At 72.9% G+C, this 20,198-nt stretch carries 16 protein-coding genes; 8 read left to right on the forward strand and 8 right to left on the reverse strand.

The features are described 5' to 3' along the window. Positions 1-38: 38 nt before the first annotated feature. The 4 genes from JT721_RS20025 to JT721_RS20040 form a co-directional block, all read right to left on the reverse strand. Positions 39-1,136, reverse strand: a complete 1,098-nt coding sequence (locus tag JT721_RS20025) for a ScyD/ScyE family protein (RefSeq protein ID WP_205475199.1) — start codon at positions 1,134-1,136, stop codon at positions 39-41. Between the two features lie 133 nt (positions 1,137-1,269). Continuing rightward, on the reverse strand, positions 1,270-2,265 hold the full coding sequence (meaB, locus tag JT721_RS20030; RefSeq protein ID WP_205475200.1) for a methylmalonyl Co-A mutase-associated GTPase MeaB: 996 nt from the start codon (positions 2,263-2,265) through the stop codon (positions 1,270-1,272). 8 nt (positions 2,266-2,273) lie between these two features. Then, positions 2,274-4,439 (reverse strand): methylmalonyl-CoA mutase, encoded by a 2,166-nt coding sequence (scpA, locus tag JT721_RS20035; RefSeq protein WP_205475201.1) that lies wholly within the window; start codon positions 4,437-4,439, stop codon positions 2,274-2,276. Next, a complete protein-coding gene (locus JT721_RS20040) occupies positions 4,436-6,160 on the reverse strand; it encodes a methylmalonyl-CoA mutase family protein (protein WP_205475202.1) in 1,725 nt (574 codons plus the stop codon). The genes scpA and JT721_RS20040 overlap by 4 nt, the downstream gene beginning before the upstream one ends. Positions 6,161-6,271: 111 nt before the next feature. Here JT721_RS20040 and htpX point away from each other — a divergent pair, with 111 nt between their 5' ends. From htpX to JT721_RS20065, 5 genes are all read left to right on the forward strand, one after another. Further along, entirely contained in the window at positions 6,272-7,132 is an 861-nt protein-coding gene (htpX, locus tag JT721_RS20045) for a zinc metalloprotease HtpX (RefSeq protein WP_205475203.1), read from the forward strand. Between the two features lie 109 nt (positions 7,133-7,241). Continuing rightward, on the forward strand, positions 7,242-8,303 hold the full coding sequence (locus JT721_RS20050) for a glycosyltransferase (protein WP_205475204.1): 1,062 nt from the start codon (positions 7,242-7,244) through the stop codon (positions 8,301-8,303). 99 nt (positions 8,304-8,402) lie between these two features. After that, the gene (locus JT721_RS20055) at positions 8,403-9,104 is read left to right on the forward strand and encodes a succinate dehydrogenase cytochrome b subunit (RefSeq protein ID WP_205475205.1); all 702 of its coding nucleotides are present in this window, start codon (positions 8,403-8,405) and stop codon (positions 9,102-9,104) included. A gap of 16 nt (positions 9,105-9,120) precedes the next feature. Beyond that, a complete protein-coding gene (locus tag JT721_RS20060) occupies positions 9,121-11,148 on the forward strand; it encodes a fumarate reductase/succinate dehydrogenase flavoprotein subunit (RefSeq protein ID WP_205475206.1) in 2,028 nt (675 codons plus the stop codon). Continuing rightward, positions 11,145-11,888 carry a succinate dehydrogenase/fumarate reductase iron-sulfur subunit gene (locus JT721_RS20065; protein ID WP_205475207.1) on the forward strand — a complete coding sequence of 248 codons (744 nt, stop codon included), beginning with the start codon at positions 11,145-11,147 and terminating at the stop codon, positions 11,886-11,888. The genes JT721_RS20060 and JT721_RS20065 overlap by 4 nt, the downstream gene beginning before the upstream one ends. A gap of 143 nt (positions 11,889-12,031) precedes the next feature. On the opposite strand, the gene JT721_RS20070 is transcribed toward JT721_RS20065, so the two are convergent. The 3 genes from JT721_RS20070 to JT721_RS20080 form a co-directional block, all read right to left on the reverse strand. Next, positions 12,032-13,252 (reverse strand): HNH endonuclease signature motif containing protein, encoded by a 1,221-nt coding sequence (locus JT721_RS20070; protein WP_205475208.1) that lies wholly within the window; start codon positions 13,250-13,252, stop codon positions 12,032-12,034. Between the two features lie 511 nt (positions 13,253-13,763). After that, positions 13,764-14,960 carry a lipid-transfer protein gene (locus JT721_RS20075; RefSeq protein ID WP_205475209.1) on the reverse strand — a complete coding sequence of 399 codons (1,197 nt, stop codon included), beginning with the start codon at positions 14,958-14,960 and terminating at the stop codon, positions 13,764-13,766. Next, complete coding sequence (locus tag JT721_RS20080) at positions 14,957-15,397, reverse strand: Zn-ribbon domain-containing OB-fold protein (RefSeq protein WP_240341165.1); 441 nt, start codon at positions 15,395-15,397, stop codon at positions 14,957-14,959. The genes JT721_RS20075 and JT721_RS20080 overlap by 4 nt, the downstream gene beginning before the upstream one ends. A 71-nt stretch (positions 15,398-15,468) precedes the next feature. Here JT721_RS20080 and JT721_RS20085 point away from each other — a divergent pair, with 71 nt between their 5' ends. Both JT721_RS20085 and JT721_RS20090 read left to right on the forward strand, forming a co-directional pair. Continuing rightward, entirely contained in the window at positions 15,469-16,311 is an 843-nt protein-coding gene (locus JT721_RS20085; RefSeq protein WP_205475211.1) for a TylF/MycF/NovP-related O-methyltransferase, read from the forward strand. Between the two features lie 4 nt (positions 16,312-16,315). Then, the gene (locus JT721_RS20090; protein ID WP_205475212.1) at positions 16,316-17,683 is read left to right on the forward strand and encodes a hypothetical protein; all 1,368 of its coding nucleotides are present in this window, start codon (positions 16,316-16,318) and stop codon (positions 17,681-17,683) included. 18 nt (positions 17,684-17,701) lie between these two features. On the opposite strand, the gene JT721_RS20095 is transcribed toward JT721_RS20090, so the two are convergent. Beyond that, entirely contained in the window at positions 17,702-19,090 is a 1,389-nt protein-coding gene (locus tag JT721_RS20095) for a cystathionine beta-synthase (protein WP_205475213.1), read from the reverse strand. Positions 19,091-19,161: 71 nt separating this feature from the next. Here JT721_RS20095 and JT721_RS20100 point away from each other — a divergent pair, with 71 nt between their 5' ends. Continuing rightward, positions 19,162-20,196 carry an SGNH/GDSL hydrolase family protein gene (locus JT721_RS20100; protein ID WP_205475214.1) on the forward strand — a complete coding sequence of 345 codons (1,035 nt, stop codon included), beginning with the start codon at positions 19,162-19,164 and terminating at the stop codon, positions 20,194-20,196. Positions 20,197-20,198: the final 2 nt, after the last annotated feature.

Consider the following 20,198-nt stretch of genomic DNA (forward strand, 5'->3'; position numbering starts at 1 on the left):
TTCCGACGCGGCCCGGCCCACGAGCCTGGTTGCGCCGCTCAGCGCTTGAACTTCACCAGCTGGCCGGCCGGCACGTCGCCGGGCTGGCCGGAGAGGCCGGTGAGCACGTTGATCGTGGCGAACAGGCCGCCCTTGGCGAGCTCGACCTCGCTGGGCATCGGGGCCTTGGCGAAGGTGGTCGCCTTGCGCGAGCCCTTCTTGATCTTGGCGATCCGGCCCTTGAACAGCTCGGCCACGTAGACGTCGCCGCCCTTGGTCACGGCCAGGCCGGTGGCGCTGACGAGGCCGCCGGCGACCTTGGTCACCTTGCCGTTGCGGGGGTTGACCTTGTAGACGGCACCGGCCGCGCCGAGCGAGCCGTCCTCGGGACCGCCCGGGAGGGTGCTGACGTAGAGCTGGCCGCCGGGGCCCGCCTCGACGTCGGTCGGCACCGACTCGAACCAGTGGGTGCGGCCCACGGTGCAGGCCGGGAACTTGGCCTGCTTGGCGAACGCCTTGGTGACCTTGAGGCCGACGGCGGGCAGCACGGCCACGTTGCGGACCTTGCCGTTGGTGACCTTCCACAGGTTGTTGGCGCCGGCGTCGGCGACGTAGGTGGTGCGGCCGATGCTGGTGCTGGCGAACGGGTGGGTCTCGTCGATGCCCTTGTAGCGGACCTTGGTGCCCGCGGGGAACTTCTTGGCGCACGACTCGGGCAGCTGGCGGAAGCCGTAGGTGACCTTGCGGTCGGGGTTCTGCTTCTGCTCGGCCTTGCCGATGTCGGCGATCTTGCGGGCCTTGCCGCCAGTGCCGAGCACGCGCAGCTCGGCGTGCTCGTTGTTGCCGCGGGACAGCGCGAAGACGACCTTGCCGCCGCGCACCGAGACGGCGCCGACCTCGGCACCCCCGGTGGACTGGTAGACCGGCGCCGGGGCCTTGCCCGGGGCCTGGCGCATGAGTACGCCGGCGAAGTTCTGGCTGAACCAGCGGGTGCCGTTGTCGGAGACGGCGACGCTGAACGGCGAGAACAGGTCGCCGGCCAGCACCTGGGGCTGGGGCTTGGCGGCCTGCGCCGCCTCGCTGGCGCCGGTGGCGCCGAGCGTCGAGGCGGCGACGGCGAGCGTCGCCACGGTCAGGGTGAGCTTGTTGCGGATCATGTGGGGTCGTACCTCTCGGGAGTGTCGGTGGTGAGACCCTCGCGGGACCACCGTCCCGGGCGCACGGGGCGGCTGTCCTCGGTTTGCGGGGACAACCCCGGGGACGGGCCTCGGGACACCGTGCAGCGGAGGCTCAGGCCTCGTCGTAGGCCGCGAGGATGCGGTCGGCGGCCACGGTCGCCGGCAGCTCGCCGGCCAGCACCTCGGCCCGCACGTCGTCGCGGATCGCCCGCACGGCGGGCGAGTGGCGCAGCCGCTGGTCGAGCTCGTCGCGCACCAGCGCCCAGGTGAAGTCGAGCTGCTGCCCAGCCCGCTTGCGGGCCAGTCCGTCGACGCCGAGGTGGTCGCGGTGGGCCAGCACCCGCTCCCACAGGTCGTCGACGCCGACGTCGGTGAGGCCCGAGCAGGTCACCACCGGCGGCGCCCACTCGCCGTGCCCGCGCACCAGGCGCAGGGCGCCGGCCAGCTCGCGGGCCGCCGTGCGGGCCTCCTGCTCGCGGTCGCCGTCGGCCTTGTTGACCGCGATCACGTCGGCGATCTCAAGGATGCCCTTCTTGATGCCCTGCAGCTGGTCGCCGGTGCGGGCCAGGGTGAGGAACAGGAAGGTGTCGACCATGCCGGCGACCGTGACCTCCGACTGGCCGACCCCCACGGTCTCGACCAGCACCACGTCGTGGCCGGCGGCCTCGAGCACCGACATCGCCTGCACGGTCGCGCGCGCGACGCCGCCGAGCGTCCCCGCCGACGGGCTGGGCCGGATGTAGGCCCGCGGGTCGGCCGAGAGCCGCGCCATCCGGGTCTTGTCGCCCAGCACCGACCCGCCGGTGCGCACCGAGGAGGGGTCGACGGCCAGCACGCCGACCCGGTGGCCCGCCGCGGTCAGGCGGGTGCCGAGCGACTCGATGAACGTCGACTTGCCGACCCCCGGCACCCCCGAGATCCCCACCCGTACGGCGGACGAGGCGACCCCGGCGGAGCCGTCGGCGCTCAGCCGGGTCAGCAGCTCGCGGGCGGCCGCCCGGTGGGCCGGCTTGGCCGACTCGACCAGCGTGATCGCCCGGGCCGTCGCGGCGCGGTTGCCCGCGCCGATCCCGGCGACCAGCGCGTCGACGTCCACCGCTGCGGCCACGGGGCGGCTCAGTGGCCCAGGAGCTCGCGCAGCCGGGCCAGCAGGTCGAGCGCCGACTCGGCGATGACGGTGCCGGGCAGGAAGACCGCCGCGGCCCCCATCTCCCGGAGCGTGGGCACGTCGTCGGGTGGGATCACGCCGCCGATGACGACCATGATGTCGTCGCGGCCCTGCTCGGCGAGCGCCTGCTTGAGGGCCGGGAGCAGCGTCAGGTGGCCCGCGGCCAGCGAGCTGACGCCGACGATGTGCACGTCGGCGTCGACGGCCTGCTGGGCGACCTCCTCGGGCGTGGAGAACAGTGGCCCCACGTCGACGTCGAAGCCGAGGTCGGCGAAGGCCGAGACGATCACCTTCTGGCCGCGGTCGTGGCCGTCCTGGCCCATCTTGGCCACCAGGATCCGGGGCCGGCGGCCCTCGGCCTCCTCGAACTCCTCGGTCGCGGCCAGCACCTGGCTGACCACGGTGTCCGGGGTGTCGCCGAGCTCGGACCTGTACACGCCGCTGATCGTACGGATCACCGCCTGGTGGCGGCCGTAGACCTTCTCCAGGGCGTCGGAGATCTCGCCGACGGTGGCCTTGGCGCGCGCGGCGTCGACGGCCAGCGCGAGCAGGTTGCCGTCGAGCGAGCCGCGCTCCGGGCCGCGCTCGGCGCTGGTGGTCAGCGCCTCCAGCGTGCGGCGCACCTCGTCGTCGTCGCGCTCGGCGCGCAGCCGCTCGAGCTTGGCGACCTGCTGGCGGTAGACGTCGTCGTTGTCGACCCGGAGCACGTCGAGCTTGTCCTCGGCCGCGAGCCGGAAGGTGTTGACGCCGATGACGCTCTGCGCACCGGAGTCGATGCGCGCCTGGGTGCGGGCCGCGGCCTCCTCGATGCGCATCTTGGGGATGCCCTGCTCGATCGCCTTCGCCATCCCGCCGGCCTGCTCGGCCTCCTGGATGTGGGCCCAGGCCCGCTCGGCGAGGTCGTGGGTGAGCCGCTCGACGTAGTAGGAGCCGCCCCAGGGGTCGATGGTCCCGGTGGTGCCGCTCTCCTGCTGGAGCAGCAGCTGGGTGTTGCGCGCGATCCGCGCCGAGAAGTCGGTCGGCAGCGCGATCGCCTCGTCGAGGGCGTTGGTGTGGAGCGATTGGGTGTGGCCCTGCGTGGACGCCATCGCCTCGATGCAGGTGCGGCCGACGTTGTTGAAGACGTCCTGGGCGGTCAGCGACCAGCCGGAGGTCTGGCTGTGGGTGCGCAGGCTCAGCGACTTGGGGTTCTGGGGGTCGAACTGGCGCACCAGCCGCGACCACAGCGCCCGGGCCGCCCGCAGCTTCGCGACCTCCATGAAGAAGTTCATGCCGATCGCCCAGAAGAACGACAGCCGCGGCGCGAACTGGTCGATGGTCATGCCGGTCTCGAGGCCCGCCCGGATGTACTCGACGCCGTCGGCCAGCGTGTAGGCGAGCTCGAGGTCGGCGGTCGCCCCCGCCTCCTGGATGTGGTAGCCGGAGATCGAGATCGAGTTGAAGCGCGGCATCCGCGCCGAGGTGTAGCTGAAGATGTCGCTGATGATCCGCATGCTGGGGGCGGGCGGGTAGATGTAGGTGTTGCGGACCATGAACTCCTTGAGGATGTCGTTCTGGATCGTCCCCGTGAGCTGCTCCGGCTTCACCCCCTGCTCCTCGGCCGCGGCGATGTAGAGGGCCAGGACCGGCAGCACGGCGCCGTTCATGGTCATCGACACCGACATCTCGTCGAGCGGGATGCCGTCGAAGAGCACCCGGGTGTCGTAGATCGAGTCGATCGCCACCCCGGCCATGCCGACGTCGCCGCGCACCCGGGGGTGGTCGGAGTCGTAGCCGCGGTGGGTCGCGAGGTCGAAGGCGACCGAGAGCCCCTTCTGCCCGGCGGCGAGGTTGCGGCGGTAGAAGGCGTTGGACTCCTCCGCGGTGGAGAAGCCGGCGTACTGCCGGATCGTCCACGGCTGGGTGGTGTACATCGTCGGGTAGGGCCCGCGCAGGAACGGGCTCAGCCCCGGCCAGGTGTCGAGCGCGTCGAGGCCCTCGAGGTGCTCCGGCCCGTAGACGGGCAGCACGTCGATGCCCTCGGGCGCCGTCCACGGCTTGCCGCCCACCGCGCCGCCGGCGGTCGCCGCGGCCCCGGCGAGGCTCAGGCCGCTGAAGCTGGAGGGGACGGTCATGACAGCTTCTCCCGGGTGCGAGTGACGAAGTCGAGGGCGTCGACGCCCATGGCGCACGAGTCGTCGACGTAGTCGGTGGGCCGGCCGGCGACGATCACCCAGCGGGCCCCGGCGCCGCGCAGCGCCTCGGCCGCCGCCGCACCCCACTCGGCGTAGGCCGCGTCGCTGCCGGCGAGGCACACCACCGGCTGGCCGTCGTACGCCGCGAGCAGCGCCTCGACGTCGGCGGTGGCCCCCGCGGGGCTCACCGCGATCCCGCCGGCCGCGAACAGGTTGGTGGCGAAGGTGGCACGGGCCGTGTGGGAGGCGACCGTGCCGAGCGTGGCCAGGAAGACCGGGGTCGCGGCGGGCTCGTCGCGCAGCGCCTCGAACGCCGCGCCGTGGGGGCGGACGCCGGCCCAGGAGTCGTCCGGCGCCCGCTCGGGCAGCACCTCGGCCAGGTGGGGGAACTCCGTGAGCCCCGTGATCGGCCGGGTGCGGCGGGCGACCTGCGCGTCGCGCTCGGCGGCGGTGGCGGCGACCAGCTCGTCGAGGTCGGTGCCGTCCTCGAGCCGCCCGAACAGCGTCCACGCGGCGACCGCGAGGTCGTCGGTCAGCTTCTCCACGGCGTACGCCCCGCCGGCGGGGTCGGCGACCGCGGCGACGTGGGACTCCTCGATGAGCAGGTGAGAGGTGTTGCGCGCGATCCGGCGGCCCAGCACGTCGGGACGGCCCAGCGGGCTGTCGAAGGGCAGCACCGTGACGGCGTCGGCGCCGCCGACGCCCGCGGCGAAGGCGGCGACGGTGGTGCGCAGCATGTTCACGTAGGGGTCGTAGCGGCTCATCATCGGACGGCTGGTCACCGCGTGCTGCCGCTGCTCGAGGTCGGTGCCGCCGCTGAGCTCCACCACTCGCGCCCACAGGCGCCGCGCGGCCCGCAGCTTGGCGATGGTCGGGAACTGCTCGTCGCTGGCGGCGAACCGGAACTCCACCCGGCGGGCGACCTCGTCGACGCTCCGGCCGGCCTCGGTCAGCACCCGCAGCAGCCGCACGCCCAGCACCAGCGAGCGGGCCAGCTCCTGCACGTCGGAGCCGCCGCGGTCGTGGACGTCGGTGGCGTCGACCACCAGGCCGAGCACCCCGGCCCGCTCGGCGAGCTCGAGGCCGGCGAGCAGGTCGGCGTCGTCGGCGGTGGCGGGCACGCCGAGGTTGGTGCCGGGGTGGAGCTCGGCGTCGCCGGCGTGGTCGAGCAGCGCCCGGGCCGCGGCCAACGGGTCGGCGGTCGCGTCGAGGACCACCGGGGCCAGGTCGAGCAGCACGCCGTCGAGCACGGCCGCCAGGTCGGCGCCGGGGTCGACGGTCAGCCACAGCGACGTCACACCCCCGTCGAGGTCGACGCGCAGCTCCTCGTTGGCGGCCTTCGCGTCGGCGAGCCGCAGGTGGGCGCGCACGTCCCACGCCCCGGCCCGGGTCGGGCGGCCGTCGGTGGTGAGGTCCTCCAGCAGCGCGGGGGTGCCGAGGGGCGGAATGCCGATGCCGTCGAGCGTGGTGCGGGTGAGCCGCTCCCAGACCAGTGCGTTGTCGTCGTCCTCGGCCAGCCGGCGCGCCTTGCGCAGCACGGCGGCCGCGGCGTCCTCCCAGTCGGCGGCCGACCAGCGGTCCGCGGGGTCCGCCAGGTCGAGCGAGCCCTGCTCCGGCTCGAGCCCGGCGGGCTCGGCCAGCCCGCCCTCCACGTCAGTCATGCTGCGAACCCTAGGGAGACGCGCGTCACCGGACCACAGAGTGTGACTTTTTCGACCCGCGGCCGCGCCGGGCGCCGGAACGCCGAGGAGCCCGCGAGCGTTGGAGGTGGTGTGACCGGACATCGTCATTTCAACGGACTCAAGACCGCCCTGCTCCTCGGTGGGCTTTCGGCGGCGGTCATCCTCGTCGGCAGCCTGTTCGGCCGCGGCGGCCTCGTCATCGCGCTGGTCCTCGCGCTCGGGATGAACGCCTACGGCTACTGGAACTCCGACAAGCTCGCGCTCCGCGCGATGCGGGCCCGGCCGGTGAGCGAGGCCGAGGCACCGGGCATGTACCGCATCGTCCGCGAGCTCTCCGAGCGCGCCGGGCAGCCGATGCCGCGGCTCTACGTCTCCCCCACCGACGCGCCCAACGCGTTCGCCACCGGCCGCAACCCCCAGAACTCGGCGGTCTGCTGCACCGAGGGGATCCTGCAGATCCTCGACGAGCGCGAGCTGCGCGGCGTGCTCGGCCACGAGCTGATGCACGTCTACAACCGCGACATCCTCACCGCGTCGGTGGCCGGCGCGCTGGCCAGCGCGGTGACCTTCCTCGCCCAGTTCGGCCTGTTCTTCGGCGGCAACGACGAGGAGCGGCCCAACCCGATCGTGGCGATCGGCCTGCTCTTCCTCGGCCCGCTCGCGGCCGGCATCGTGCAGATGGCGGTCAGCCGCACCCGGGAGTACGACGCCGACGAGGACGGCGCCCGCCTCACCGGTGACCCGCTCGCGCTCGCCTCGGCGCTGCGCAAGCTCGAGCGGGGCGTGGCCCACCGGCCGCTCCCGCCGCAGCGCGACCTGGTCAACGCCAGCCACATGATGATCGCCAACCCGTTCCGGGGCGGCGGGGTCAGCAAGCTGTTCGCGACCCACCCGCCGATGCCCGAGCGGATCGCTCGGCTCGAGCAGATGGCGGGCCAGCGGCTCCCCTAGGCCGCCCCATCGACGGCTGAGCGCGGGTTCACCCGGCGGCCACCCGGCCGCCACGCCGCCGCCACGCCACTGCAACTCCGGGGCGGCCTGGCCGGGTCATCCTGCGACCATGCGGATCGCGCTCGTCACCGAGACCTTCTACCCCGCGGTCGACGGCACCACGACCACGGTGCGCGCCGTCGCCGACCACCTCATCGACGCCGGCCACCAGGTGCTCGTGGTGGCCCCGGGTCCGGGCATCGCCTCCTACCGCGGCAGCCGGGTCGCCCGGGTGGCCCCCCACACCCGCCCCGGTCCGCAGGTGCGGGCGGCGCTCGCGTCGTTCGGACCCGACCTCGTCCACGTCACCAGCCCGGGCACGGTCGGCCGGAAGGCGCTCAAGCACGCCGCCGGGCTCGGCGCCCGGACGCTCGTCGTGCAGCACTCCCCCGTCGCGACGTCGCGGGTCGACCAGTGGCTGCACCAGGCGGTGGCCCGCGCCGACCGGGTGGTGGTCACCGCGGAGTGGCTGGCCGACGACGTCGCCCGGCTCGGGGTGGCGGCCGACACCTGGCTGCCGGGTGTCGACACCCGCGCGTTCGCGCCGACGCTGCGCGACCCCTGGCTGCACCGGTCGTGGTCCCGCAGCGGTCGCACCTCCGAGCCTCTGGTCGTGGTCGGCTACGTCGGCAGCCTGCACCGGCGCCACGGCGTCCGGCGGCTCGCCGAGCTGGCCGGGGTCCCCGGCACCCGGGTGGTGGTGGTCGGCGACGGTCCCCAGCGGGAGTGGCTGCGGTCGCGGCTCCCCCGGGCCCGGTTCGTCGGGTCGCTCGAGGCCGGCCACCTCGCCACCGCGATGGCCTCGCTCGACGTGCTGGTCCACCCCGGCGAGCGCGAGACCTGCTGCCACGCGTTGCGCGAGGGGGCCGCGAGCGGCGTGCCGGTGGTGGCACCCCGCTCGGGGGGCGCGCGCGCCGTCGTACGTCCCCTGGAGACGGGGCTGCTCTTCGAGCCCGGCACCGACGGGGCGCTCGCCGACGCGGTCGCGGCGCTGGCCGCCGACCGGCAGCGAGGCCTGATGGGGGCCCACGCGCGCCAGGTGGCCCTGCGGCGCACCTGGTCGGACGCCGTGGCCGAGCTGGTGTCGGAGCACTACGCCGTGGCGCTGGGCCGGGAGCTCACCGCCGCCTGAGCCGGCGAATGGGTTAGGATCGCCTAACTTCATCGGGAAGGGGGATTTGTCACATCCCCTCCCACCCCGCCTGCCGAGGCGGGGCGGTAGCGTGCCCGTGTGGCATCCCCGACCCTCGTCAAGGGAGTGCGCTCGACGCGCTCCACGATCGCCCTCAAGCTGACCATGGCGCTCAGCGGACTGGCCTTCATCGGCTTCGTGCTGGGGCACATGTACGGCAACCTCAAGGCCTTCTCCGGCCACGACGCCTTCAACGAGTACGCACACCACCTGCGCGAGCTCGGGGAGCCGCTGCTCCCCTACGGCGGCTTCCTCTGGGTGATGCGGGTCGGCCTGATCGTGGCCCTCGTCGTCCACGTGGTGGCGGCGGTCGCGCTGTGGCGCCGTGCGGCCAAGGCCCGGCCGGTGTCCTACGTCGCCAAGAAGAACCAGGCGTCGTCGCTGTCGTCGCGCACGATGCGCTGGGGCGGGATCACGATCCTGCTGTTCCTGGTCTGGCACCTGGTGAACTTCACGATCGGCAAGGTCAACCCCCAGGGCGGCGAGACCAACGACCCCTACAACCTGCTCGTCGACACCTTCGACCTGTGGTGGATGACCGCGATCTACCTGGTCGCGATGGTCGCCCTCGCGATGCACCTCCACCACGGGACCTGGAGCGCGCTGCAGACGCTCGGTCTCACCAACACCGCGCAGTCGCGGGCCCGGGCCAAGGCCGTGGGCTGGATCGTCGCGGTGGTGGTCGCCGGCGGCTTCTCGCTGGTCCCCCTGTTCGTCCTCTTCGGCGTCATCACCAAGTAAGGCGGAGCGCGCAACCATGGCATCGAGCGACAAGGACCTGTCCGGCCTGCACCCGACGAACGAGCCGTCGGTGCAGAAGTCGGACGACGCCCACGGCTACTACGTGCCGGGCGACAAGATCGTCGACCCGGTCGCGCCCACCGGCCCGATCAAGGACCGCTGGACCCAGCGCAAGTTCGACAACCGCCTGGTCAACCCGGCCAACCGCCGCAAGCTGAGCGTGATCATCGTCGGCACCGGCCTGGCCGGTGGCGCCGCGGCCGCCACCCTCGGCGAGGCCGGCTACCAGGTGAAGTCGTTCTGCTACCAGGACTCCCCGCGCCGCGCCCACTCGATCGCCGCCCAAGGCGGTATCAACGCGGCGAAGAACTACAAGGAGGACGGCGACTCGATCGGCCGCCTCTTCTACGACACCGTCAAGGGCGGCGACTACCGCTCCCGGGAGTCGAACGTCTACCGCCTGGCCGAGGTCAGCGCCAACATCATCGACCAGTGCGTCGCCCAGGGCGTCCCGTTCGCCCGCGACTACGCCGGCCTCCTCGACAACCGGTCGTTCGGCGGCGTGCAGGTCTCGCGCACGTTCTACGCCCGCGGCCAGACCGGTCAGCAGCTGCTGATCGGTGCCTACCAGGCCATGGAGCGCCAGGTCGCCGCCGGCACCGTGGAGCAGTTCACCCGCCACGAGATGCTCGAGCTGATCGTCGCCGACGGCAAGGCCCGCGGCATCGTCGCTCGCGACCTGGTCACCGGCGAGATCGAGACCCACCTCGCCGACGCCGTGGTCCTCGCCTCCGGCGGCTACGGCAACGTCTTCTTCCTCTCCACCAACGCGATGGGCTCCAACGTCACCGCGACCTGGCGGGCGCACCGCAAGGGCGCCTACATGGCCAACCCCTGCTACACGCAGATCCACCCCACGTGCATCCCCGTGTCGGGCGACCACCAGTCGAAGCTGACGCTGATGTCGGAGTCGCTGCGCAACGACGGCCGGATCTGGGTGCCGAAGAAGAAGGAGGACTGCGACAAGGACCCGCGGGAGATCCCGGAGGAGGACCGCGACTACTACCTCGAGCGGATCTACCCGTCGTTCGGCAACCTGGTCCCCCGCGACATCGCCTCCCGCCAGGCCAAGAACATGTGCGACGAGGGTCGCGGCGTCGGCCCGAAGGTCGGCGACTTCCGTCGCGGCGTCTACCTCGACTTCAGCGACGCGATCGCCCGTCTCGGCGAGGACGGCATCCGCGAGAAGTACGACAACCTCTTCGACATGTACGAGCGGATCACGGGCGAGAACCCCTACGAGGTCCCGATGCGGATCTACCCCGCCGTGCACTACGTGATGGGCGGCCTGTGGGTCGACTACCACCTGCAGTCCAACATCCCGGGCCTGTTCGTGGCCGGCGAGGCCAACTTCTCCGACCACGGCGCCAACCGGCTCGGCGCGTCCGCCCTCATGCAGGGCCTGGCCGACGGCTACTTCGTGCTGCCCAACACCATCCGCGACTACCTCGCCGACGCGCCGTTCGACAAGCTCGACGAGTCCCACCCGGCGGTCGCCGAGGCCCGCGCCGACGTCGAGGGTCGGGTGCAGAAGCTGGTCTCGATCAACGGCACCCGCAGCGCCGACAGCTACCACAAGGAGCTCGGCAACATCATGTGGGAGTACTGCGGCATGGAGCGCACCGAGGAGGGTCTGCGCAAGGCGATCGACATGATCCGCGAGCTCAAGGCCGACTTCTGGAGCAACCTCAAGGTCCTGGGCACCGCCGACTCGCTCAACCAGTCGCTCGAGAAGGCCGGCCGCGTCGCCGACTTCATCGAGCTCGGCGAGCTGATGTGCATCGACGCCCTCAACCGGCGCGAGTCCTGCGGCGGGCACTTCCGTGCCGAGTCGCAGACCGAGGACGGCGAGGCGCTGCGCCACGACGACGAGTTCGCCTACGTCGCGGCCTGGGAGTGGGGTGGCGAGAACGGCCAGCCCGTGCTCCACAAGGAAGACCTGATCTACACGGCCATCGAGATGAAGCAGCGGAGCTACAAGTGAGACTGACCCTCAACATCTGGCGCCAGGCGAACGCCGACGTCCAGGGTGCGATGCACCGCTACGAGCTCGACGGCGTCTCGGAGGACATGAGCTTCCTCGAGATGCTCGACGTCCTCAACGAGCAGCTGAACGCGAAGGGCGAGGAGCCGATCGCGTTCGACTCCGACTGTCGCGAGGGCATCTGCGGCATGTGCGGGCTGATGATCAACGGCATGGCCCACGGCCCCGAGGTCACCACGACCTGCCAGCTGCACATGCGCTCGTTCAACGACGGCGACGAGATCACCATCGAGCCGTGGCGCGCCGAGGCGTTCCCGGTGGTCAAGGACCTGTGCGTCGACCGCGGCGCGCTCGACCGGATGATCCAGTCCGGCGGCTACATCTCCGCCAACACCGGCTCCGCCCCCGAGGCCAACTCGGTGCCCGCCGCCCGCGACAAGGCGATGCGCGCGTTCAACGTCGCCACCTGCATCGGCTGCGGCGCCTGCGTCGCCGCCTGCCCCAACGGGTCGGCCTCGCTGTTCGTCGGCGCCAAGATCACCCACCTCGGCGAGCTCCCCCAGGGCCAGCCCGAGCGCGACAGCCGGGTGGTCGGCATGGTCGCCCAGCACGACCACGAGGGCTTCGGCGGCTGCACCAACATCGGTGAGTGCACGGCCGCCTGCCCCAAGGAGATCCCCATGGACGTGATCTCCCAGCTCAACAAGGACCTGCGCACCGCCCTCAAGAACGGCCACTGAGTCCTGCTCGCTGGTTGAGGAAGTCGCGCTAGCGACTGTCTCGAAACCCGGTGAGCCGAGCGCCCTCCGGTGGGGACGGGAGGGTCGTCGCCTTCCGGGGTAACGAGTGAAGGACTTCGTCCTTCCTCAACCAGCGGTGACGCTCACGTCCGCCTGTGGAACCGGACCTTGCCGGTGGGCAGGTAGGTGGTCTGGTACGTCGGGTCGTGGGCGCGTCGGTGGTGTGAGGGGCAGAGGAGGACGCCGTCGCGGAGGTCGGTGTTGCCGCCGTGGGTCCACCTGACCTTGTGGTGGGCCTCGCAGGTCGACGCTGGCCGGTCGCAGCCCTCGGAGCGGCAGGTCCTCTGCTGCAGGCCGAGCGCGATCCGCTGACCGGTCGAGAAGAGACGTCGGGTGCGGCCGAGGTCGAGGACCTGGGACTGCCCGTCCAGGACGGCGGGGATGAGTCCGGCCTCGCAGGCCAGGCGCCGTGCGGCGCCGGGACTGATCCGGGTGCCGGTGTCAAGCTCGCACGCTGCGAGCCGGCCCTCCAGCACGGCGAGCGGGATGGTCACGACGACGGTGGCGTTGACGCCGCCGCGCTGCGGGAGCTGGTCGGCGGGGTAGCGGAGGATGTAGTCGCAGAACGCCTGCCCCAGCGACTGCGAGGTCACCTTCTCGTGGGTCAGCGCGGCGTGCGCGAACAACGCTTTCTTGAGGGCTTCGGCGTGCATGGTCGGGATGACGAACCGGCCGTGGGTCCGGCCCTCGCCGTCGTCGAGCATCGTGAGCCTGCATTTGGCCTCGGCCTCGTTCTCCACCCTGGCCAGCGCCTTGGCTTCGGCTGCTTCGCCGACCTCGGGGCAGACGATGTCGAGGATCCGGTTGCCGAAGATCGTGAGGTCCTTGGCGTCGTGGTGCTGGGCGAGCTCGACCAGCTTGGTCTGGGCCTGCTCCCGGATCTGCGGGTCGAGGTCGTCGGGGAGCTTGTCGATCGCGCGGGCGATGACCTCGGCCTGCTCCAGCAGCAGCTCACCGCGTCCAAGCGCTTGCGCGACGGTAGGCATGGTGTCGAGCAGCTCGGCCAGCCGCATCGTCCTGGCGGTCTCGCGGCGGGTCGCGTGCGTGGCGACCGCGAGCCACGCTGCGGTCGAGGTGGCACCGGAGGCTGCTTCGACCTTCTGGGTCTGGGCGTGCTTGGCGGCCCGCAGCTCGAGAGCCGCCACCTGGCTCTTGAGCTTGGCGATCTCGGTGAGGGTCTCGGCCGCTTCGGGGGCGGGCATGCTCCACAGCGGCAGCTCCCCGACGTCGGCCAGCGTGGCGCGCACCTCCGCAACGGCGCGGCTGATGCGGTGCCGTCCGTGGGGTGTGGCCTTCGCTGTCATGCCTCTACCCAAACACCGACCACCGACAGTCCCCGGCCGGTTTTCGCGTTGTCCACAACGGGATTCTGGGTTGTGACCCGATCGTTACCTCGACTTCTGAGGCGCTCGGTTTCGAGGCTCGTCGCTAGCGCTCCTCGCACCTCAACCAGCGCCAACCGGTGGTTGAGGAAGTCGCGCTAGCGACTGTCTCGAAACCCCCGCACCCGGACGCCTTCCGTTCCCACCGGAGGGTTCTTGTCTCGCCGGGTTTCGAGACACGACTTCGTCGTTCCTCAACCAGCGGTCCGCGAAGCCCGCGCAGTGCTGACGGCGCGAGCTTGCGAGTGCCGGCAGTGCGCCGTCGTCCCTGGTCGGGAGAGGCTCGGGGTCAAGGGCGCGAAGCGCCGAAGGGAACCCTTGACGCCGAGACCCGACCAGGTAAGCGCGCGGGCAGCCAGGATCAGCCACGGAGTGAGCCGAATCCTGAACAAAGGGAGGGCTTTCGTCTCACCGGGTCCCGACCAGCGCAGCCTCAGACGGCCAGCACCACCGAGGAGCCGTGGCCGAAGAGGCCCTGGTTGGCGGTGATGCCGACGCGGGCGCCCTCGACCTGGCGGCCCGTGGCCTGGCCGCGCAGCTGCCAGGTGAGCTCACACACCTGGGCCAGGGCCTGGGCGGGGACGGCCTCGCCGAAGCAGGCCAGGCCGCCCGACGGGTTGACCGGGATCCGGCCGCCGATCGTGGTGTCGCCGGCGCGGAGCACGGCCTCGGCCTCGCCGCGCTTGCACAGCCCGAGGTCCTCCATCCAGTCCAGCTCGAGGGCGGTCGAGAGGTCGTAGACCTCCGCGACGTCGACGTCCTCGGGCCCGATGCCCGCCTCCTCGTACGCCGCCAGGCCGATCGACTCCTTGAACGTGTGCTCCGGCTCCCCAACCGCGCCGGTGGCGTCGGTGGAGAGCTGGGGCATGTCGAGGACGGTGTTGGGGAACGTCGGCGTCACGGTCGAGACGGCCGCGACCCGCACGGCGGCGTCGAGCCCGTGCCGCTGGGCGTACGACGCGCTCACCAGCACGACGGCGGCCGCGCCGTCGGACGTGGCACAGATGTCGAGCAGGTGCAGGGGGTCGCTGACCACCGCGGAGCCCACGACGTCGGCGACCGAGACCTCCTTGCGGTAGCGGGCGTAGGGGTTCTCGAGGCCGTGACGGGCGTTCTTGACCTTGACCTGCGCGAAGTCCTCCGACGTGGCGCCGTAGAGGTCCATCCGGCGCCGGGCGTAGAGGGCGAAGTAGGCGGGGTTGGTCATGCCGAGCAGCCGGAACCGCAGCCAGTCGGGGTCGTCCCAGCGCTCGCCGGCGTTGGGGGCGAGGAAGCCCTTGGGCGTGGTGTCGGCACCGACGACGAGCGCCACGTCGCAGAGCCCCGCCAGGATGCGCGAGCGCGCGGTGTCGATGGCCTGGGCGCCGGTGGCGCAGGCGGCGTACGACGTCGCCACCCGGGCGCCGTTCCAGCCCAGGGCCTGGGCGAAGGTCGCGCCCGCGACGTAGCCGGCGTAGCCGTTGCGCACGGTCTCGCCGCCCACGACCAGCTCGACGTCCGACCACGGCACGCCGGCGTCGGCCAGGGCCGCCCGGGCGGCGTGCACGCCGTACTGCACGAACGGGCGACCCCACTTCCCCCACGGGTGCATGCCGACGCCGGCCACCCGTACGCCGCCCGTGCCGCTCATGCCGTGCCTCCGGTCGGGCGCCAGCGCCAGATCAGCAGGTCCCCCTCGTCGGTGCCGTGCAGGGCCTCGACCACCAGCTCGACCTCGGCCCCGACCGCCAGGTCGGGCACCCCGAAGCCGGCCGCGACCTGCCCCAGCACGGTCAGCCCCTCGGGCAGCTCGACCGCCGCGAGCGCGAACGGCTCGAACGGCTCGGTCGGCGGCACGAACGGCGGCGGCGGCTGGTACTGCGCGTCGGTGTAGCTCCAGACCCGGCCGCGCCGCGAGAGCTCGACGGTCTCGAACTCCTCGCCGCCGCAGGCGGGGTTGCGGCAGAAGCCGGCACCCGACGCGGTCGGCGGGAAGTACGCCGTCGCGCAGGTGGTGCATCGGTCGGCCAGCAGCGCGGGCTCCGGGCCGGTGGTGAACCAGCCCTCGATCGCGGGGGTCGCGGTCATCGGCACTCCTGAAGGAACTAGAACCTGTTCCACATCATCGCACGACCAGGCGTCGGGATAGGTTGGCGCCCGTGGACGCGCCCTCCAGCCTCCCCTCGCGGGTACGACGACGGCTGGCCCGGGCGACCCCCACCGGCCGCCGGCTGGCCGAGACCGAGGCCCAGCTGGCCCGGGCCCGCGCGGAGCTCCGCGACGCGCGCGGCCGGCTCAAGCAGGCGCGGTCGCGCATCACCGAGGCACGCCACGACCTGCCGACCGAGGTCGACGCCGTCATCGACCGGGTGCGCGAGGAGCGGCTGACCTTCCTGTCGCGGCGCGACCTGCGCAACCTGGCCGCGCTGGCCCGCGACGTGGAGGCGCGCGGCGTGCCGGGTGAGGTGATCGAGGCCGGCGCCGCGCTGGGCGGCTCCGCGATCGTGCTGGCCGCCGCGAAGGCGCCCGAGCGCCCGATGCGGGTCTACGACGTCTTCGACATGATCCCGGCCCCGAGCGAGCGTGACGGCGACGACGTGCACCGCCGCTACGAGACGATCCGGGACGGCCAGGCCAAGGGGCTCGGCGGCGACGTCTACTACGGCTACCGCGAGGACCTGCTGGCCGAGGTCTCGGCCTCGTTCGCCCGGCTGGGGGTGCCCCCCGCGGAGCACCGCGTCGAGCTGGTCAAGGGCCTGTTCGAGGAGACCATCACCGGCGACGGGCCGGTCGCGCTCGCCCACCTCGACGGCGACTGGTACGACTCGACGATGACCTGCCTGGAGCGCATCGCGCCGCGGCTCTCGCCGGGCGGCCGGCTGGTGCTCGACGACTACTACGCGTGGTCGGGCTGCCGTCGCGCGGTGGACGACTACTTCCGGGGACGCGAGGGCTACGCGCTGCAGGAGCGGGCCCGGCTCCACGTGGTGAGGCGGGGATAGCCAGATGTCCGGATCGATGCGCGGCCGCGTGGGCCGCCTGCTCGGGAGGCTCCAGGGACGCAGCGCGCCCGTCGGACCCCCCGCCCGCGACCCCGACGCCGTCGAGGCGTGGGTGCGCGAGGGCGTCACCACCGACCGAGACGCGACCCTCGCCCGGGTGCGCGGGCTGGTCGCGCAGGGCCCCGACGTGCTCCGCCCCGCCGCCTGGCTGCGCCTGCTCCGGGTGGTCTTCGGCGCCGGCGACCTGCCGCTGGCCCGCGAGCTCGCGACGGTGCTCGAGCAGCGGCTGGCCACGGCCGGCCCGGAGGCCGACCGGGTGCGCCGCCAGCTGGGCTGGCTGCGACCTTGGCTCGCGACCGAGCGGGGCGCGACCGCCCCGGGCACCGGACGGCGCACGGTGGCGATCCTCGACTACGACCACCCCGGCCGGCACCTCGCCTCCCACAACATCGGCGACCACGTGCAGAGCCTCGCCGCGCTGACCCACCTGGTGCGCCATGCCGGCGTGACCTGGCACGCCGACGACGACCGCGACCCCGGCCTCGCCGCGCTGGTCGCCGAGCTGCAGGAGCGCACCCGGGACGACCTGCGGCTCACCGACGTCGCCGCCGAGCTCGACGTGCTCACCGTCAGCCGCGACGCCTCCGAGCACCAGGCCCTCCCCGAGGACACCTGGCTGCTCGGCTTCGGCTGGTACATGCACTCGCTCTTCGGCGTGCGCCGCGGCTTCCCGATGCACCCGAACCTGCGCCCGATCTTCGTGTCGTGGCACTGCAACCGCCGCGACATGCTGACCCCCGAGGCGCTGGACTACCTGCGCACCTACGGGCCGGTGGGCTGCCGCGACCACACCACCGTCGAGCTGCTCCGCTCCCACGACGTGCCGGCGTTCTTCAGCGGCTGCCTGACCACCACGCTCGACGCCGTGTTCCCCGGCGCGCCGACCGCGGGCCCGGACGCGCCGCCGGCGTACGTCGACCTGCGCCGCCGCGACGTACCGGAGGGCGGGATCACCTACCTGCACCGCGACGACGAGGTCCCGAACCGGCCGTTCGCCCGCAACGTGCGCGACGCGATGGCACTGCTGGAGCGCTACCGCACCGACCACTCGCGGGTCGTGACCTCGCGGCTGCACTGCTACCTGCCGTGCCGCTCGCTCGGGGTGCCGGTCGACTTCCGGCCCGACGACCCCGACGACGTCCGCTTCGACGGCCTGGTCGGCCTCGACGACGCCGGCTTCGCGCAGGTGCGCGACGGGCTGCGCGACCTGCTCGTCCCGGTGGTCACCGCGATCCTGCGCGGCGACCCCGAGGCCGAGGTCTACCGGGTCTGGCGCGAGACCACCGCCCCGCTGGTGGCTCAGGAGCGCTGAGCCCGGCTCGGGGCGCCGTCAGCGGGCCAGGAAGGCCAGCAGGTCCTGCCGGGTCAGCACGCCGACCGGCTTGCCGTCCTCGTGCACCAGCACGGCGTCGGCCGAGCCGAGCAGCGTCACGGCGTCCTGGGCGTCCTCGGTGGAGCCGATGGTCGGCAGCGCGGGCGACATGTGGTCCTCGACCCGGTCGTTGAGCCGCGCCGCGCCGGTGAACAGCGCGTCCAGCAGCGCCCGGTCGGAGACCGAGCCCGCGACCTCGGCCGCCACGATCGGCGGCTCGGCCATCACGACCGGCATCTGCGAGACGCCGTACTCCTGCAGGATCGCGACCGCCTCGGCGATGGTCTCACCGGGGTGGGTGTGCACCAGGTCGGGCAGCCGGCCGTCCTTGCCGCGCAGCACCTCGCCGATGGTGCGGGTGTGGTCGCTGGTGTCGCCGGTCGGGAAGCCGTACTGCGCCAGCCACTCGTCGTTGAAGACCTTGGTGAGGTAGCCGCGGCCCGAGTCGGGCAGCAGCACCACGACCACCGCGTCCTTGCCCTCGGGGGTGGCGGCGAGCTCGTGGGCGAGCTGGCGGGCGGCGTACGCCGCCATGCCGGCGGAGCCGCCGACCAGCATCGCCTCCTCGCGGGCCAGCCGACGGGTGAACGCGAACGAGTCGGCGTCGGAGACCTCGATCACCCGGTCGGCGACCGTGCGGTCGTAGGTCTCGGGCCAGAAGTCCTCGCCGACGCCCTCGACCAGGTAGGGGCGGCCGCTGCCGCCGGAGTAGACCGAGCCGGCGGGGTCGGCACCGATCACCTGCACCGTGCCGTTCTGCTCCTTGAGGTAGCGGCCGACGCCGCTGATCGTGCCGCCGGTGCCCATGCCGGTCACGAAGTGGGTGATCCGGCCCTCGGTCTGCGCCCAGATCTCGGGACCGGTGGTCTCGTAGTGCGAGCGCGGGTTGTGGGGGTTGGAGTACTGGTCGGGCTTCCACGCGCCCGGCTCCTTGGAGAGCCGGTCGGAGACGTTGTAGTAGCTGTCGGGGTGCTCGGGGGCGACCGCGGTCGGGCAGACCACCACCTCGGCGCCGTAGGCCTTGAGCACGTTGCGCTTGTCCTCGCTGACCTTGTCGGGGCAGACGAAGATGCACTTGTAGCCCTTCTGCTGGGCCACCATCGCCAGCCCGACGCCCGTGTTGCCCGAGGTCGGCTCGACGATGGTGCCGCCGGGCTGGAGCGCACCGGACGCCTCGGCGGCCTCGATCATCCGCGACGCGATCCGGTCCTTCACCGAGCCGCCGGGGTTGAGGTACTCGACCTTCGCCAGCACGAGGGGACCCTCGTCCGGCAGGTCGAGCGAGCGGTTCAGCCGCACCAGCGGGGTGTTGCCGATGAGGTCGAGGAGTGAGTTCGCGTACTGCATCCCGCCAATCTAGGCCGCGCAGGCGCCTCCCCGTGAACCCGGCCGGGGTTACCCGTCCGTAAAGTGGCGGCGTGGGGAAAGCAGCCGCCGCTCGCAAGCTCGCCTCCGCCGCAGCGTACGGCGGCGGTGGCCTCTCGCTGCTCGGGGCCAGCCTCTACGGCGTGCTGCGGGCCGAGGCCCGCCTGGCGCGCAAGACCATCGGCCAGCCCCGCGAGGAGCCGCCGCCGGACGCGACCGGCTGGTACGGCCGCGGCCGGCCCGGCCCGGCGATCAAGGTGGCGCTGCTCGGCGACTCCAGCGCGGCGGGCTACGGCGTCGACCGGGTGCAGGAAACGCCGGGCGCGCTGCTGGCCAGCGGCATCGCGGAGCAGGCCGGACGCCGGGTCTACCTGCGCTCCTTCGCGGTGGTCGGCGCCCGCTCCAGCGACCTCGCCGCCCAGCTCGACCGGGCGCTGCCCATCGAGCCCGACCTCGCGGTCGTGCTGATCGGCGCCAACGACGTGACCCACCAGGTGCGACCCGCAACCTCGGTCGGCTACCTCGCGGAGGCCGTCCGGCGGCTCCGCGAGGCCGGGGTCGCGGTGCTGGTCGGCACCTGCCCCGACCTCGGCACCGTGCAGCCGATCCCTCCGCCGCTCAAGCAGGTGGCGCGCACCTGGTCGCGCCGGATGGCGGCCGCGCAGACCATCGCCGTGCTCGAGGGCGGCGGGCGCACGGTCTCGCTGGGCTCGATCCTCGGCCCGGAGTTCGCCGCCGCCCCGGCGCTGCTCTTCGGGCCCGACCAGTTCCACCCCTCGGCCGCCGGCTACCGCGCCCTGGCCTCGGTGCTGACGCCGTCGGCCGTGGCCGCGCTCGGCCTCGGCCCCGACGACGAGGTCGCCCCCGAGGCGCTGCGCGGCGAGGGCGTGCTGCCCATCACCGCCGCGGCGATCCGCGCCGTCAACGCCCCCGGCACCGAGCTCGACGGCACCGAGGTCGGCGGCCGTCGCCTCGGCGTCCGCGGGCTGTGGGTGGAGCTGAGGCGCCGGCGCCGCCAGCAGTCCGAGGGCGCCGCCCCCGACCAGTCCGAGGAGTCCGCCGCGGAGCCGGCCGGCACCGAGGGGTAGGG

Origin of the sequence: Nocardioides sp. SYSU D00038, from assembly GCF_016924665.1 — a bacterium.
In the GTDB taxonomy this organism is placed as follows: domain Bacteria; phylum Actinomycetota; class Actinomycetes; order Propionibacteriales; family Nocardioidaceae; genus Nocardioides.